The following is a 14,332-nucleotide window of genomic DNA, read 5'->3' as shown; positions in this document are numbered from 1 at the left end:
GCGCAAGCTTTCGTCCGGAACAAAAAAGCCCCGCGCCTGATCGCCAGGCGCGGGGCTCTCAACGGGACTCGACATTCAGCCGGAAACCTTCGCCGGACGCGGCTTCGCGCCGGACTTCGCATCGGGTTTCACTTCGGACCTGGCCTCGGGCTTCGCCTCGGCGACCTGCTTCACGGTCTTTTGCGTCATGGACGCCGCCGTTGCGACGCTGCGCAGGTCGCTCAGGAACGAATCGCGCCACACGGAGAGATTGTTTTCGCGCAGCGGCGCCATCATGTCGGCGTGGCGCGCCTGACGCTCGGCGAGCGGCATCGACAGCGCGCGCTCCAGCGCCTCGGACATCTGCGAGAGGTCGAACGGATTGACGATCAGCGCGCCCGGCAACTGATCGGCGGCGCCTGCGAATTGCGAAAGCACGAGCGCGCCCGGATCGGCCGGGTCCTGCGAGGCCACATATTCCTTCGCGACCAGATTCATGCCATCGCGGAGCGGCGTCACATAGCCCACCTGCGACAAACGGAAAAGCGCCATCAGCAGATTGCGGTCGTACTTGCGGTTCAGATACTGGATCGGCGTCCAGTCGAGCTGCGCAAAGCGGCCGTTGATGCGCCCCGCCTCGCCTTCCAGGTTCTGGCGGATGCGCTGGTAGGTCTGCACGTCGGAGCGCGTCGGCGGCGCGATCTGCACGAGCGACACGCGGCCATGCCAGCCGGGCGCGTTCAGCAAGAGGCGCTCGAACGCCTGGAAGCGCTCGGCAAGCCCTTTCGAATAGTCGAGCCGGTCGACGCTCATGATGAGCTTGCGGCCGCGCAAAGCGTCGCGCAGGCTCTTGACCGGCTTGCGATTCGAGAACTGCTCGGCGGCCTTGGCGATCGCGTCCGGATAGATGCCGATCGGATACGCGCCCACTTTCAGCATGCGGCCGAAGCCCTGCACCATGCCGTCGTCGGTCGCGTGGCCGAATTTTCCGCGCTCGATATAGTCGACGAACGACTGCTGGTCGGCCTGCGTCTGGAACCCGACGATGTCGTAGCTGCACATCGCCTGGATCAGTTCCTCGTGCGGCGGCACGGTGCGCATCACTTCGGGCACCGGAAAGGGAATGTGCAGGAAGAAACCGATCGGATTCTTGATGCCAAGCGCGCGGCATTCCTGCGCGAACGGCAGCAGGTGATAGTCGTGCACCCAGATGATGTCGTCGGGCTCGATCAGCGCCTTGAGCTTCGCGGCGAGGCCCGCGTTCACGCGCGCATAGCCCGCGTATTCCTCGCGATCGAAGCGCGAGAGGTCGTTGCGATAGTGGAAGGTCGGCCAGAGCGTGGCGTTGGAAAAGCCGCGGTAGTACTGGTCGTAGTCGCGGCGCGTCAGCCCGACCGTCGCGTACGTCACGTTGCCGCGCTTCTCGATCACGGGCGCCGACGCCTCGCCGACGATTTCCCCGCTCCATCCGAACCAGACGCCGCCTGTCTCCTTGAGCGCGTCCAACACTCCGATCGCCAGGCCGCCGGCGGCGGGCTTGCCTTCCTGGATCGGCGCGACGCGATTCGATACCACGATCAATCTGCTCATTACAGCATCACCTCATCAGTTGTCGTTGCATGCTCGAATTGGCGAAAGAAGGTATGCAAGTCCCATGCCGATTTGTACAATCGGTAAAATAAAATTTGTATTTGGATGTTACCGACGAACGAAAACACGCGACGATCCCGCGTCGCGGAGAAAAATTTGCACCGGCTCCTCAGAGCACGCAGGCGCCCGCTCAGGCGTCCTGCTCCGAGCCGAGATCACGCTGATAGTCGATTCCTTCGCGTCGCACGCCACCCTGATTGTGCTCGCCATCGGGCGGAGCGTCAGGCGCGGGGCGGTTCTGCCCAGCCGGATCGTGCGGCGGCGCGTCGGCAGATGCAGCGGACGCGGCGGGCGCAGGCGCTTCCTTGGCAGCGTCGGCGCGTGCTTCACGCTTGGAAGAATGACGTGCGGAGCGTCGGAGTGCGGGGTGCCTCATGGGTGCCTCCAGGGCGAAGGCCGTCGTAGGAAATGGTCGGCGGCGACCGTCATTTCAGCGAAAAAACGACCGGCGCTGCTCGCGCGCGCCGGTCATTGTTACGCCGTTCGTTGTAATGCCTACAGCATCGTTGGAAATTTCTTCAACACTTGCACGTTTTAGGGGAATGCGCCCTTTTTTTGCTCTGTATCGCTCGACGCGTCGTGCTTATCGCGCCCTGTTTATCGTCTTGTTCAGTGCGAAGCCGTCATGTTTAGCGGACGTGCGGCGCCTCGTTCGGTCCCGGCGGCGGATCGCCGATTGGCTGCATCGGCGGCGTCGGCGGCTCGCGCGTCGGGTCCGGATTGGTATCGGGCGGAACCTGCGGCGGCGGAGTCGGCTCGCTGGGCGGTGTCACGGGCGGGTCCGGCACCTGCGGCGTCTGCGCGTGGATCGTGCGGTCGAAAGCGGGATCGGACATGGCGGCTCCTGGTCGTTGTAGTGATGTTCGGACTCGATGTGTTCGAGGGCATCGTTGCCCATCGAGCGAGCCTTACTACTGCGACAGCAAGGGGCATGCCCTTCGGCGCCCCGCCACGTGCTGAAATCGCCGCGTTCGCCAACGCAATCGACGTCGCGTCCTTATCTCATTATCGGCGGTCGAACGCCGGACTGCCAAAGAAAACGCCCGCGCATTTGCATGCGTGGGCGTCGCATCTTCCGGCGGTTTTCGTCTGCCGATTCGGGAGGCTATGCGCTCCCCGAACCTGCGTCGCCGAGTTCGCTTGCCTCCCCGACCGCGGCCTTGTTCGCGTCCTCGCCGTACTCGACGAGCCGGTTGTAGAGCGTCTTCAGGCTGATGCCGAGGATCTCCGCCGCGCGCGTCTTCACGCCGCCGCACTGCTCGAGCGTCGCCAGGATGAGCTGACGGTCGGCTTCCGCGAGCGACGTGCCGAAGGCGATCGTCACCGCGGTTCCCGCCGAGGGCTTCGACAGCGAAATCTGCAGCGGCACGGTGGCCGTGCTGTCCGACTCCGCGCCCGACATGATGTACGCGCGCTGTACGTAGTTCTTCAGCTCGCGCACGTTGCCCGGCCACGGGTACGACGCCAGCATCTCGCGCACGGCCGAAGGGAACGTCTTCTTCGTGTTGTAGCGCGAATTGAGTTCGTCGAGGAACGCCTGCGCGAGCAGTTCGACGTCCTTGCCGCGCTCGCGCAGCGGCGGCAGGTTGATCGGGAACACGTTCAGCCGGTGATACAGGTCGAGGCGCAGCTTACCTTCGAGCACTGCCTGCTCCGGATCGCGGTTGGTCGCGGCGATCAGGCGCACGTCGGTTTCGAGTTCTTTCGTCGTGCCGACGCGCATGAACATGCCCGTTTCCAGCACGCGCAAGAGCTTCACCTGAAGCTCGATCGGCATTTCGGTGATTTCGTCGAGGAACAGCGTGCCGCCGTTCGCGCGCTCGAAATAGCCCTTGTGCTGGCGGTCCGCACCGGTAAACGACCCGCGTTCGTGCCCGAACATCTCGGATTCGATCAGGTTCGGCGAAATCGCGCCGCAGTTCACCGCGATGAAGGAATGCTTGCGGCGCAGGCTCAGCTCATGCAGCGTCTGCGCGGCGACTTCCTTGCCGGTGCCCGATTCGCCGATCAGCAGCACGGAAGCGGCCGTCGGCGCGACGCGGCCGATCTGGTCGTAGACGGTCTGCATCGCGGGCGAATTGCCGAGCATGAGGCCGAAACGCCCCATACGGCGCAGTTCGCCGCGCAAGGTGCCGATTTCTGCCTTCAGGTCGCCGGGACGCGGCAGGCGCGAAAGGATTGCCTTCACGCGCTGCATGTTGATCGGCTTGACGAGGTAATCGGTCGCGCCCATCTTGAGCGCGCTCACCGCCGATTCGACCGTCGCGTGGCCGGTGATCACGATGACCTCGACGCCGGAACGCGGATCGAGGTCTTCGAAGAGATCGACGCCGGAACCGTCCGGCAGCTTCAGGTCGGTGAAAACGACATCGGGTGTCTGCCGCACGAGCTGGATGCGCGCCTCGCGCAGGTCGCCGGCCGTGGCAGTCGTCAGTCCGTCTTCGCCGATGATCGCGGCTAGTGCCTCGCGGGTACTGGGATCGTCATCGACAATCAATACATGTGGCATGCGTCTGGATTGTTTAAAGCGTTGTCAGGTCACGCACCACTCGTGGCGGCACGGGCTTCTCTGGGCAGTCGTGGCGACCGCCAGGCCGAGCGCGGATTGGCGTCCTGAATTGCCTGCCAAAACGCGCTGAAAATGAAAAAGTTGCCGATAATTCGCACGACAAAATTGCCTGTCGCAAATGATTTGGCAAATATTGCCATATAGCGAACCAATGGCGTAATCTTGTTTGATTATAAGGCTTTATCAAGATAAAACGCACGCCCAGCGGGACGTGCGTTTGCACCGATATGCGGCGGGAATGGCGCAGATCAGCTGCGCGGGAAGTGCCACGCTTCAGGCGTTCCGCCGATCACGGCGCTGCCGTTCGTGTGCGCCGCCACGGGGGTGGCGCTGGACGGCGTGACGACCTTGCCGCCCTCGTCTTCCCAGCGATTCAGGTCGCGCGTCGCGCGCTTCCTTGCGCTCTCCTGCGACTGCACCCACTTCCACGCGAGCACACTGCCGACGGCAAAGAGCGCACCGAAGATTCCGATTTTCGGTCGAGCCATTATGTTTCTCCCTTATCGCTTGAAATCTGCATCAAAGAAATCGGGTATTACGAACCGCGTCGAGCGGGCCTGAAAATCACCGCGAAATCAGAATACCAAAGAAAAATCCGATACCGGCGGCGATGCCGAGCGATTGCCACGGATTATCGCGCACGTATTTTTCCGTGCAGTCGACGCCCGCGCGATAGCGCGATTGCGCGTTCGCCTGAGCGTCTTCCAGCGCGCCGCGCGCCGTATCGACGTGATCGCGCAGACGCGCCCGCAGCGCATCGACGCCCTCGCCCGGCAGCGACGCCGACAGGCGCAGCAGTTCTTCGGAGTCGTTCAGCAGCACCTTGATGTCTTCGATGATCTTTTGCTTGCCCAACGCAAGCTGGACAGTCGTCTGACTCATGTCGTGGGGTCCTTGCTCTGGTTACTGTCGTTGGCGGATTCTTTCGTCATCCGCCTGTTTCACTGCGGCTGTTCCGCCACCGCTGCGCCGGCAAGACGCGAACGCAGCCCGCGCACGATGCCCGCCAGGAGGAGCACGCTCCCCATCGCGCCAAACACCACGCTCGTCACGTTCGACGCACGCGAAAGCGTAGGCGTGCCGGCGGCATACGCGAGCACCGCGCACATCAGCGACGTCACGAGCGCGACGGCGGCCCAGTGATAGATGTCGATCGGCTCGCCGGCCTGGAGTTCCGGCCGATCGGCTTTCGCGTTGCCCGGACGGCCCGTGCGGCCCGCCCGGGCGCGCCTTGGCGGGCGCTCGCGGCCGGGTGCGGAAATGTCGAAATTCAGGAAGTCTTCCATGGCGATATGCCGGAAACGGCGTCTTCGATTGCAGGTAGCCACCCTCCGCAGCATTCGTGCCAGCTTTGCGCCCGGGCCTTTTTCCGGACCTCGCGGCACCGCGCTGACGACCGTTCGTCGATTGCCGCGGGTAACAATTACGCCGTCGCCGTGTAACTTTCGGCCGCATTCGGCGAAGCTTCCCGGACTCCGCGCCTGCGCATCGCCGTCATCAGACAAAATGAGGCACGCGGGCCGATGCTCATTGCCGCAACATCGCTGCGAATGGTTAAATAGCGTTATTGAGATAAGTCGCGTGCCCTTCGCATCCATGGCTGCCCTGCGCGGCCCGCATGGAATCGCGGGCATCGGACACCGGACCGCGAATCGGCAAATACAGCCGGCAGGCGGAATCAGCGGGGATCACGGTAGCGCATGCAGTCCACCCGGCCGGCCGGCCCACGTGGATTGCGTCCGCCGGCTCGCCGCGAAGGTCCCCGACGACCCCACCTGCCACCCGCGAGGGCGCTTCGGACGCAAAACCGGCACGCTTCTCTTGCCATGCCGGCCATCGTGCGCCGTCAAGAGCCCGACCAACATTTGCAGGACACAAGACACATGGCGTCAACCGAACTGGACCCGCCGGCCGTCGCCCCGGGCGATACGCCGACGCACAAAAAACGCAGCGCGGGAGAAGTGCCGGGCCTGAAGTCCTACGGACTTTTGTACGGCTCGTCCCCTGTGATGCTGGAACTGTATTCGCAGATCGAACGCGTGGCCGCCACCGACGCCACCGCGCTCATCATCGGCGAATCCGGCACCGGCAAGGAACTCATCGCGCGCACGATCCACGATCACAGCGCCCGGCGCGACGCCCCGTTCATCGCCGTGAACTGCGGCGCGATTCCGGACAACCTCATCGAAGCCGAACTCTTCGGTCACGAGAAAGGCAGCTTCACGGGCGCGGTGCAGGGTCGCATCGGCTATTTCGAGCACGCAAACGGCGGCACGCTGTTCCTCGACGAAGTCACCGAGATGTCGCCGGTGCGGCAAGTGAAGCTCCTGCGCGCGCTGGAAACGGGCACGTTCTTTCGCGTCGGCGGCAACGACCTGATTCATTCCGATGTGCGCGTGATCGCCGCGACCAATCGCGATCCCGTCGCCGCCGTCAAAGAGAACGGCTTGCGCGAGGATCTGATGTACCGGCTCGCGGTGTTTCCGCTGCGCGCGCCGCCCTTGCGCGAACGCGATTCGGATCGGGAATTTCTCGCGCAGCATTTCCTCTCAGAGATGAATGCGCAGGAAGGCACGAGCAAGGCGTTCAGCAAGCGCGCGCTCGACATGCTGCGCACTTACTCGTGGCCGGGCAACGTGCGCGAGTTGAAGAACACCGTGTATCGCGCGTTCATTCTTGCGGAGAAGACGGTCGAGATCGCGCATCCGCATCTCGCGTCGCGCGTGAAGAAGCCCGTCACCCAGGGCGACGCGATGAACGTGTGGGTCGGCACGCCGCTCGCCGATGCGCAGAAGCAGATCATCCTCGGCACGCTCAAGCACTGCGGCGGCGACAAGCGACGCGCGGCGAAGGCGCTCGGCGTGAGCCTGAAGACGCTCTATAACCGGCTCGGCGCGTACGAGAACGAGGGCGCCGATTCTGATACGCAAGGTTCGTCGGCCGACAACTGAGTTCCTTCCCTTCTCCGCTTCAACGATGTTCTGCGGCCAGCATTTGCTGGCCGCTTTTTTATATTCGCGCTTGCGCGAAGCTGCGCACGCCGTGTCCTCCATTTGCAATTTCTTGCAATTTTCCTTTTTGCGCTATTCATCGCTTGCTTCAAAATGCCCGGGCAAGCGGATTGCTTAGGGTTCCGAGCTTTATCGAAAGGCCCCTGGCAGGCTCGCAGCCACATCGAAAGAATAAAGACAGGCAGACGAAGGAAAAAAGCAAGATGCAGACATTGGTTCAACGGCGCCGTTCGAGCGCCGTCGCGCTGGCCGCGATCCTCACTGGCGCCATCGCGTGCTCGGGCCTTACAGGCTGCAACTCGCTCTATAGCGAAGGCGCCACCGCCGGCGCCGGTATCGCGGGCGCCGCGATCGCAGGTTCCATCACCAACAACGCAGCGGTCGCCACCGGCATCGGCCTGGGCGCGGTCGCCGCGGCTCGCGCGGGTGTGCAGTACTCGCAGCGCGTCGTTCACACCAATACCCAGGACAGCATCGCGAACGCCGCCGGGCCGCTCACGGTCGGCGCCGTCGCGCCGTGGAAGGCGGTGCACTCGGTGCCCATCGAGGAAGACGAGAAAGGCCGCGTCACCGTGAGCCGCACGATCAGCAGCGGCACGCTCGACTGCAAGGAAATCGTGTTCTCCGTCGATCGCGAGGCGACCGAGAACCGCGCCGCCGACACCGCCTTCTACGTGGCCTCGGTCTGCCGCGACGGCAACAAGTGGAAGTGGGCGTCGGCGGAACCGGCGACGCCGCGCTGGGGCGCGCTGCAATGACCGGGCGCCTCGTCCTGACATTCGCGGCCGCGGCTGCGAGTTGCGCGTTCGTGAGCGGGTGCGCGTCGTCGTCGATTGGCGCGGCGAGCGGCGCGGCGGCGGGTCTTGCCACCGGCGTGGTGACGAGCAATCCGGCGGTCGGCATCGGCGTCGGCATTGTCGTGCAGGCCGCGACAGACGAAGCCGTAAAGCGCGTGATGAAGTCGCTGCACAAGGATCAGCAGGAAGCGATCGCGGTGACGGCGGGTGCATCGACGATCGGCGAGACGCGGCCGTGGAACGTGAAGCACACGCTGCCGGTCGAGAACGGTCATGGCGACGTGCGCGTGCTGCGCGAATTCAACAGCGCGCTTGCGCAGTGCCGCGAGTTCGCGTTCTCGGTAGTTGATGGCGACGAGGCCGGTGCGCCGCAAAGCTGGTTCCTCGCGACGACCTGCAAGGACCCGGGCGGCTGGAAGTGGGCTTCGGCGGAACCGGCCGTCGAGCGGTGGGGGAATCTTCAGTAGATTCGGCTCGCTCATGAAAAAAGGCGGCTCAACGCGAGCCGCCTTTTATATCGACGAAGCCAGGAATCAGGATTCCACGTCCTCCAGACTCAGCATCTCCGTCTGGTCGTTATACGAGAAGATCTCGCCGTAACGTCCCCATGTGATGACCGCGTCGAGCGTCTCCTCGGCGGCCTTGTCGGAGAGAAAGTCCTCAAGCTCCTGCTCGAAGCGCACGCGCGGCGCGCGATGCCCCGGGCGCTCGTTCAGCACCTTGCGGATTCGCGCGGCAAGCGGAATGTGCCGCAGCAGATGCTCCGCGAACATCATCTTGCGCTCCTGCGTGCCGAACTCCGCGAACACGCGCGCGGGCGGCGTGAGGAAGATGTCGCCCTCGCGCACGTCCGCGAAACCGAGATGCTGCAGCACTTCCGCCACCGGAAACAGATCGTCCACTTCGAGATGCAGCGAACGCGCGATCTCCGGCATGTCGGCGCGGCCGTGGTACGGATCGGCGGCGAGCGTTTCGATCAGACCCGCCATCAGGTTCGTCGACACGTTCGGCAGCCAGCTTCCGAGCTCGAGCCCCTTCTTCGTCGCCTCGCCGAGCTTGCGGGCGGTCATCTTTGCGTAGATGTCGTCGACGAGCCGGCGGAACGCCGGGTCGAGCCGGTTGCGCGGATGCTTGAACGGCACCTTGATCTCGGCCATCACGCGTCCCGGATTCGACGACAGCACCAGAATCCGGTCGCACATGAAGACGGCTTCCTCGATGTTGTGCGTGACGATCAGCACCGACTTGATCGGCATGCGCCCTTGCGTCCAGAGATCGAGCAGATCGGTGCGCAGGTTCTCGGCGGTCAGCACGTCGAGCGCGGAAAACGGCTCGTCCATCAGGAGCAACGTGGGATCGACGACGAGCGCGCGCGCGAAGCCCACGCGCTGGCGCATGCCGCCCGACAGCTCGCGCGGATACGCGTTCTCGAAACCGTCGAGGCCGATCAGGTCGATCGCGGCAAGCGCGCGCTCGCGCCGCTCGCGCGCGCCGACGCCCTGCGCTTCGAGACCGGCTTCCACGTTCTGCAGCACGGTCAGCCAGGGAAACAGCGCGAAAGTCTGGAACACCATCGCGACGCCTTTCGCCGGACCGCGTAACGGCTCGTTCAGATAGGTGACTTCGCCCGCCGTCGGCTCGATCAGCCCCGCGATGATCCGCAGCAAGGTGGACTTGCCCGACCCCGAGCGCCCGAGCAGGCCGACGATCTCACCTTCGCGCAGCGACAAGTTCGCGTCTTCGAGCACGAGCAGTTCGCCCTGCGTCTTGTTGAAGCCGCGGCTCACGTTGTCGACGCGCAGGATTTCGCTGCCGAGGCGCGGACCTGACGGCGCGGCGGTCGACGTCGCGGTGTTTTGCTGCGTGGGCGTTTGCATGTTCTTCACGTTCTGCATCGGAACTCGTCCTCAATCCAGCCGGAGCTTCGCTTCGGCGTACGCATACATCGGGCGCCACAGCAGTCGGTTGAACAGCGTGACAAAGAGCGACATCACGGCGATGCCGAGAATGATCTTCGGGTAGTCGCCGACGGCGGTCGTCTCGGCGATATAGGCGCCGAGACCGTGCGCGACGAGCTTCGTCTGCCCCCAAGACACGGCTTCCGCGACGATGCTCGCGTTCCACGCGCCGCCCGAGGCCGTGATCGCGCCGGTAATGTAGTAAGGGAAAATGCCCGGCAGCATCGCCTGGCGCCACCACTGCCAGCCCTTGATCTGGAAGTTGGTCGCGGCCTCGCGATAGTCGTTCGGATAGGACGTCGCGCCCGCGATCACGTTGAAGAGGATATACCACTGCGTTCCGAGCACGATCAGCGGCGAGAGCCAGATGTCCGGGTTCAGGTCGAACCTCACGATCACGACGACGAATACCGGAAACAGCAGGTTCGCCGGAAAGGCCGCGAGGAACTGCGCGACGGGCTGGATCTTCTCCGCCAGAGCCGGACGCAGCCCGATCAGCACGCCCACCGGCACCCAGATCACCGAAGCGATCGCGATCAGCACGACCACGCGCAACAGCGTGATCAGCCCGAGCACGAACACGTGCCCCACTTCATGCCACGTGACACCCGTCATCACGAAGGCCGTCACCTTCCACACGACGATCGCCGTCACCAGCAGGACGACCGCGGCCCACGTGATGTCGCCGGCGCGCGTCGAGGACGCGGCCTTCGGCAGCGACAGGCGCACGCCTTGAAGCGACGGCAGTTTCAGCGGCACGCGCGCCGCTTTCGCGAAGAGCCAGCCGGCCGGCACGAGCAGCCGGTGAATCAGCCGGGTGCGGCGAATCAGGTCGAGCAGCCACGACTCCGGCGCATTGCCCGAACTCGTCGTCTCCATGCGGAACTTGTCGGCCCACGCGACGAGCGGCCGGAACATCAACTGGTCGTAGGCGAGGATCACGACGGTCATCGTCAGGATCACCCAGCCGATCGCGCCGAGATTTCGCTCGCCGATGGCCGTGGCCAGATACGCGCCGATGCCCGGCAGCACGATGGTGCGATTGCCGACCGTGATCGCCTCGGACGCGACCACGAAAAACCAGCCGCCCGACATCGACATCATCATGTTCCAGATGAGGCCCGGCATCGAGAACGGCACTTCGAGCTTCCAGAAGCGCTGCCAGTTGGTGAGATGAAAGCCGCGCGAGACTTCGTCGAGGTCGCGCGGCACCGTGCGCAGCGACTGATAGAAGCTGAACGTCATGTTCCACGCCTGGCTCGTGAAGATCGCGAAGATCGCGGCGCACTCGGCGCCAATCACGCGGCCCGGGAAAAGGGCGAGGAAGAAGGTGACGGTAAACGAAATGTAGCCGAGCACCGGCACCGACTGCAGGATGTCGAGCACCGGCACGAGCACGAGCGACGCGCGCCGGCTCTTCGCCGCGAGCGTGCCGTAGACGAGCGTGAACACGAGCGAGGCGACCATTGCCGCCAGCATGCGCAGCGTGGTGCGCAGCGCGTATTCCGGCAGGTTCGACGGATCGAGCGAAATCGCCTGGCTTTGCAGGGTCGAGATCGGCGCCATCGTCTCGTGAAAACCGACGGCCGCGAGCGCGATGATGCAGATGATCATCGGGAACGCGACGAAGTCCCAGCGATTGGGCAGGAGCCGCCACGCCGACGCGTTCGCCATGCGATTCAGATTGAAACCAAAATCCATCAGGGCCCTCCCCGTGAGGCTTCTATTGCTGCCCGCGCGCGGCGCGGGATCTTGCTCGAGTGCTCGGGCGGCGCATGCCGCGTAGTTCCAGGAAGCCGTCGGCGGGTAAGCGGATGCATCGGTTGAGCGTTTCTGTCCTGCTTCTTTCCCCGCGAGCCTGTCGCGCCGCTTTCCGAAACGCCGGCCACGCGTCTTGCTGATTTCGAACCGATCGACACTACACCAACCTTCGTGACAGGCACAACCGCGGACGACGCGCGGCGACTGTTGCTCATCGGCACATGCGAGGCAAAATGAAGGCCAATGCCAGAACAAGACGAAACGTCGGCGAGGAACGTGTCCGTGCGCGCCCGTTCGAAAGCGGCCCCGCGCGCACGACCGGTCGGCACGCGGCGCGCCGGAAATGCGAAAACAGGCTTGCAGCAGCGGCAAAAACCGGCTTTTTTGTCGTTCTCCTCCGCCCGGACCGACAAGACGCTTGATAGGCGGACAAAAACATCGTCCAATCGTGGCTTGTCTGCTAAAAGAAGAATTGTCCGGCCGATGCGCCCTTCGCGACTAGAGGATCGATGAACAAGACAACCTTGCACCGTGTGACCGCGACGCTCGCCCTCGCGTTGCTCGCATGCGCGTGCTGGGTCGCGGCCGGCGCGCTGTCGGACCGAATGGTACAACAAGAAATGTCCGCCACGGTACGCGCGGAGCGCCAGATGGCGGCATCGATCGTCGACAACATGGCGCAGATCATCGCGAGCGACCTGGCGATGTCGCGCGCGATTCCCGCCACGCTGGCCCAGATGGACCTGATGCAGCATGCGCTCGTCGAGTCGCGGCATTATGCCTCGAAGCCTCCCGCGACGGAATCCGAGCGCCGCGCCGACTGGATGGCGCGCCCCGAACTCGTCAAGGTCAACAACTTCCTGCACGACGCGCAGGGCTTTTCCGGGCTGGATTCGGTCTGGCTCGTCAACGATCAGGGGGTGTGCGTCGCGTCGAGCAACGCAACCGACGACAACAGCTTCATCGGCTTCGACATGAGCGGGCGCGGCTACGTGGCGCGCGCGCTGCTCGGTGGTTTCGTCGAGATGTACGGCGTCGGACGGCTGTCGGGCGAGCCGGGCATCTTCATCGCGGCGCCCGTCTACGACGACGGCTTTCTCGTCGGCGCGCTGATCGCGAAGGTGAGCATCGACCGGCTGCGGCACTGGGTGTCGCGCGCGGGCACCTTCGTCACGGACGAGAACGGCGTCGTCGTGATGGCGCACGACGGCCGGCTCGAATACGAAGCGCTGCCCGATGCGCCGGTCACGAAGATGACGGTCGAGGAGCGCGTCGATCACTATCGTCGTGAAGCGTTTCCGCAACTGCACGTCGCGCGTGTCGGCGAGCAGATCCGCGCGACCGAGAAGTGGCTGCCGAGCGCGGTCGCGAATTCCTTCTATTCGGCGAACGGCAGTTCGACGCCCGCCCTCTACGACGAACGCACGGGCCTGAATTCGGGCCTCTCGGCGCATATCGTGCATCCGCTCACGAGCTGGCCCGACCTCACGCGCAACCACAGCCGCGACCGCATTCTCGTGTTCCTGACGATGCTCGGGATCGTCGCGCTCGCGACCGTGATCGCGACGTCGTACTCGCGCGAGCGGCGCCTGCACCGGGCAACGCGCGATCTCGCCGAGCAGTTGCAGGCCGCCAATACCCTGCTTTCGGCGGAAGCGCGCCACGACGCGCTGACGGGCGCGCTCTCGCGCCGCTATTTCCTCGACACGCTGCGTCACGAGGTGGAACTGGCGCGTGCGGCGGGCACGCCGCTGTCGGTCGCGATCGCCGATCTCGACTACTTCAAGCAGATCAACGACCGTTTCGGACACGCTTCCGGAGACCGGGCGCTCGAGCATTTCGTGGAAGTGTGCCGCGCGCAGCTTCGCCCGAGCGATGCGATCGGCCGGCTTGGCGGCGAGGAATTCGGGCTGCTGCTGCCACAGACGTCGCTCGCCGACGCGCAGGCCGTGCTCGAACGCCTGAGGAAGCGCTTCCACCACGAGCATTGCGCGCATCTCCCCGAGGAAGCCGCGCTTTCCGTGAGCATCGGCATCACGGAACTGGCCGAGGGCGACGCAACGGAATGGATCCTGAGCCGCGCGGACCTGGCACTCTACGAAGCCAAATCGCGCGGCCGCGATCGCAGCGAGGTCCGCCCCGCCGATTCCATGCCGCCCGCGCGGCGGCCGGAAAACTCGCTCACCGGCAAATGACCGCCGCGCAGGCCGAAAAGAACCCTTCGCCGCGCCACAAAACCGCCTCCGGACGCGCTCGACGCGCAGCAGGTATCATCGACGTTCGATATCCGACGCCGCTGTCCTCTGGAGGTTTGCATGAAGGGAAATCTGGTCATCGTCTGCCGCGATCAGGACGCTGAAGCATTCGACCACCTGCTCGCCGAGTATGGCTCGTTCCAGACCCGGCTTTCATCGACCGCCTGGTTCCTGAAGATCGACGTCGCGCCGGAAGTCATCCAGGAAGAGATTCTCGGGCGGCTCGGCAAGTACACGACCCACTACATCTTCGAGGCGTCCACCGTGACCTACAACACCGTCGACAGCGAAGCCGCCTCCGCGCTGGAAACGCTCTTCGACTGAAGGTCCGACGCACTCTTACTCAAACCCG

General features: G+C 64.5%; 14 protein-coding genes. 5 read left to right on the top strand and 9 right to left on the bottom strand.

The window, feature by feature from the left end:
* Nucleotides 1-75 precede the first annotated feature (75 nt).
* The 7 genes from otsA to AWB81_RS09780 form a co-directional block, all read right to left on the bottom strand.
* Nucleotides 76-1,569: an alpha,alpha-trehalose-phosphate synthase (UDP-forming) gene (otsA, locus tag AWB81_RS09810; RefSeq protein WP_062634631.1), complete on the bottom strand. Its 1,494-nt coding sequence runs from the start codon at nucleotides 1,567-1,569 to the stop codon at nucleotides 76-78.
* 190 nt (nucleotides 1,570-1,759) lie between these two features.
* Nucleotides 1,760-2,005, bottom strand: coding sequence for a hypothetical protein (locus tag AWB81_RS09805; RefSeq protein ID WP_062634629.1), 246 nt, complete (start codon nucleotides 2,003-2,005; stop codon nucleotides 1,760-1,762).
* Nucleotides 2,006-2,258: 253 nt separating this feature from the next.
* A complete protein-coding gene (locus AWB81_RS09800; protein ID WP_062634626.1) occupies nucleotides 2,259-2,465 on the bottom strand; it encodes a hypothetical protein in 207 nt (68 codons plus the stop codon).
* Nucleotides 2,466-2,734: 269 nt separating this feature from the next.
* Complete coding sequence (locus AWB81_RS09795) at nucleotides 2,735-4,138, bottom strand: sigma-54-dependent transcriptional regulator (protein WP_062634624.1); 1,404 nt, start codon at nucleotides 4,136-4,138, stop codon at nucleotides 2,735-2,737.
* A 308-nt stretch (nucleotides 4,139-4,446) separates the two neighbouring features.
* Nucleotides 4,447-4,686 carry a hypothetical protein gene (locus tag AWB81_RS09790; protein ID WP_062634622.1) on the bottom strand — a complete coding sequence of 80 codons (240 nt, stop codon included), beginning with the start codon at nucleotides 4,684-4,686 and terminating at the stop codon, nucleotides 4,447-4,449.
* Nucleotides 4,687-4,762: 76 nt separating this feature from the next.
* Nucleotides 4,763-5,080 (bottom strand): ElaB/YgaM/YqjD family protein, encoded by a 318-nt coding sequence (locus AWB81_RS09785; protein ID WP_062634619.1) that lies wholly within the window; start codon nucleotides 5,078-5,080, stop codon nucleotides 4,763-4,765.
* 59 nt (nucleotides 5,081-5,139) lie between these two features.
* The gene (locus AWB81_RS09780) at nucleotides 5,140-5,484 is read right to left on the bottom strand and encodes a hypothetical protein (protein WP_062634617.1); all 345 of its coding nucleotides are present in this window, start codon (nucleotides 5,482-5,484) and stop codon (nucleotides 5,140-5,142) included.
* 597 nt (nucleotides 5,485-6,081) lie between these two features.
* Here AWB81_RS09780 and AWB81_RS09775 point away from each other — a divergent pair.
* From AWB81_RS09775 to AWB81_RS09765, 3 genes are all read left to right on the top strand, one after another.
* The gene (locus tag AWB81_RS09775; protein ID WP_062634615.1) at nucleotides 6,082-7,149 is read left to right on the top strand and encodes a sigma-54 interaction domain-containing protein; all 1,068 of its coding nucleotides are present in this window, start codon (nucleotides 6,082-6,084) and stop codon (nucleotides 7,147-7,149) included.
* Nucleotides 7,150-7,412: 263 nt separating this feature from the next.
* Nucleotides 7,413-7,967, top strand: a complete 555-nt coding sequence (locus tag AWB81_RS09770; protein WP_062634613.1) for a hypothetical protein — start codon at nucleotides 7,413-7,415, stop codon at nucleotides 7,965-7,967.
* Nucleotides 7,964-8,473: a hypothetical protein gene (locus tag AWB81_RS09765; RefSeq protein ID WP_062634739.1), complete on the top strand. Its 510-nt coding sequence runs from the start codon at nucleotides 7,964-7,966 to the stop codon at nucleotides 8,471-8,473. Before AWB81_RS09770 ends, AWB81_RS09765 begins: the two co-directional genes overlap by 4 nt.
* 66 nt (nucleotides 8,474-8,539) lie before the next feature.
* On the opposite strand, the gene AWB81_RS09760 is transcribed toward AWB81_RS09765, so the two are convergent.
* Both AWB81_RS09760 and AWB81_RS09755 read right to left on the bottom strand, forming a co-directional pair.
* Nucleotides 8,540-9,883 (bottom strand): ABC transporter ATP-binding protein, encoded by a 1,344-nt coding sequence (locus tag AWB81_RS09760; RefSeq protein ID WP_062634737.1) that lies wholly within the window; start codon nucleotides 9,881-9,883, stop codon nucleotides 8,540-8,542.
* Nucleotides 9,884-9,913: 30 nt separating this feature from the next.
* Nucleotides 9,914-11,665, bottom strand: coding sequence for an ABC transporter permease (locus AWB81_RS09755; RefSeq protein WP_062634611.1), 1,752 nt, complete (start codon nucleotides 11,663-11,665; stop codon nucleotides 9,914-9,916).
* Between the two features lie 569 nt (nucleotides 11,666-12,234).
* Here AWB81_RS09755 and AWB81_RS09750 point away from each other — a divergent pair.
* Both AWB81_RS09750 and AWB81_RS09745 read left to right on the top strand, forming a co-directional pair.
* The gene (locus tag AWB81_RS09750) at nucleotides 12,235-13,920 is read left to right on the top strand and encodes a sensor domain-containing diguanylate cyclase (protein ID WP_062634609.1); all 1,686 of its coding nucleotides are present in this window, start codon (nucleotides 12,235-12,237) and stop codon (nucleotides 13,918-13,920) included.
* Nucleotides 13,921-14,040: 120 nt separating this feature from the next.
* Nucleotides 14,041-14,304, top strand: a complete 264-nt coding sequence (locus tag AWB81_RS09745) for a double-stranded DNA-specific endonuclease (protein WP_062634607.1) — start codon at nucleotides 14,041-14,043, stop codon at nucleotides 14,302-14,304.
* Nucleotides 14,305-14,332 lie beyond the last annotated feature (28 nt).

It is taken from the genome of Caballeronia arationis (assembly GCF_001544975.2).
Lineage (GTDB): Bacteria > Pseudomonadota > Gammaproteobacteria > Burkholderiales > Burkholderiaceae > Caballeronia > Caballeronia arationis.
The sequence above is the reverse complement of the archived record's forward strand: the minus strand, read 5'-3'. Positions and strand labels throughout refer to the sequence as shown.

Coding starts and splice junctions, on each gene's coding strand:
- otsA (WP_062634631.1), bottom strand. CDS start 1,569: ATGAGCAGATTGATCGTGGTATCGAATCGCGTCGCGCCGATCCAGGAA.
- AWB81_RS09805 (WP_062634629.1), bottom strand. CDS start 2,005: ATGAGGCACCCCGCACTCCGACGCTCCGCACGTCATTCTTCCAAGCGT.
- AWB81_RS09800 (WP_062634626.1), bottom strand. CDS start 2,465: ATGTCCGATCCCGCTTTCGACCGCACGATCCACGCGCAGACGCCGCAG.
- AWB81_RS09795 (WP_062634624.1), bottom strand. CDS start 4,138: ATGCCACATGTATTGATTGTCGATGACGATCCCAGTACCCGCGAGGCA.
- AWB81_RS09790 (WP_062634622.1), bottom strand. CDS start 4,686: ATGGCTCGACCGAAAATCGGAATCTTCGGTGCGCTCTTTGCCGTCGGC.
- AWB81_RS09785 (WP_062634619.1), bottom strand. CDS start 5,080: ATGAGTCAGACGACTGTCCAGCTTGCGTTGGGCAAGCAAAAGATCATC.
- AWB81_RS09780 (WP_062634617.1), bottom strand. CDS start 5,484: ATGGAAGACTTCCTGAATTTCGACATTTCCGCACCCGGCCGCGAGCGC.
- AWB81_RS09775 (WP_062634615.1), top strand. CDS start 6,082: ATGGCGTCAACCGAACTGGACCCGCCGGCCGTCGCCCCGGGCGATACG.
- AWB81_RS09770 (WP_062634613.1), top strand. CDS start 7,413: ATGCAGACATTGGTTCAACGGCGCCGTTCGAGCGCCGTCGCGCTGGCC.
- AWB81_RS09765 (WP_062634739.1), top strand. CDS start 7,964: ATGACCGGGCGCCTCGTCCTGACATTCGCGGCCGCGGCTGCGAGTTGC.
- AWB81_RS09760 (WP_062634737.1), bottom strand. CDS start 9,883: ATGCAAACGCCCACGCAGCAAAACACCGCGACGTCGACCGCCGCGCCG.
- AWB81_RS09755 (WP_062634611.1), bottom strand. CDS start 11,665: ATGGATTTTGGTTTCAATCTGAATCGCATGGCGAACGCGTCGGCGTGG.
- AWB81_RS09750 (WP_062634609.1), top strand. CDS start 12,235: ATGAACAAGACAACCTTGCACCGTGTGACCGCGACGCTCGCCCTCGCG.
- AWB81_RS09745 (WP_062634607.1), top strand. CDS start 14,041: ATGAAGGGAAATCTGGTCATCGTCTGCCGCGATCAGGACGCTGAAGCA.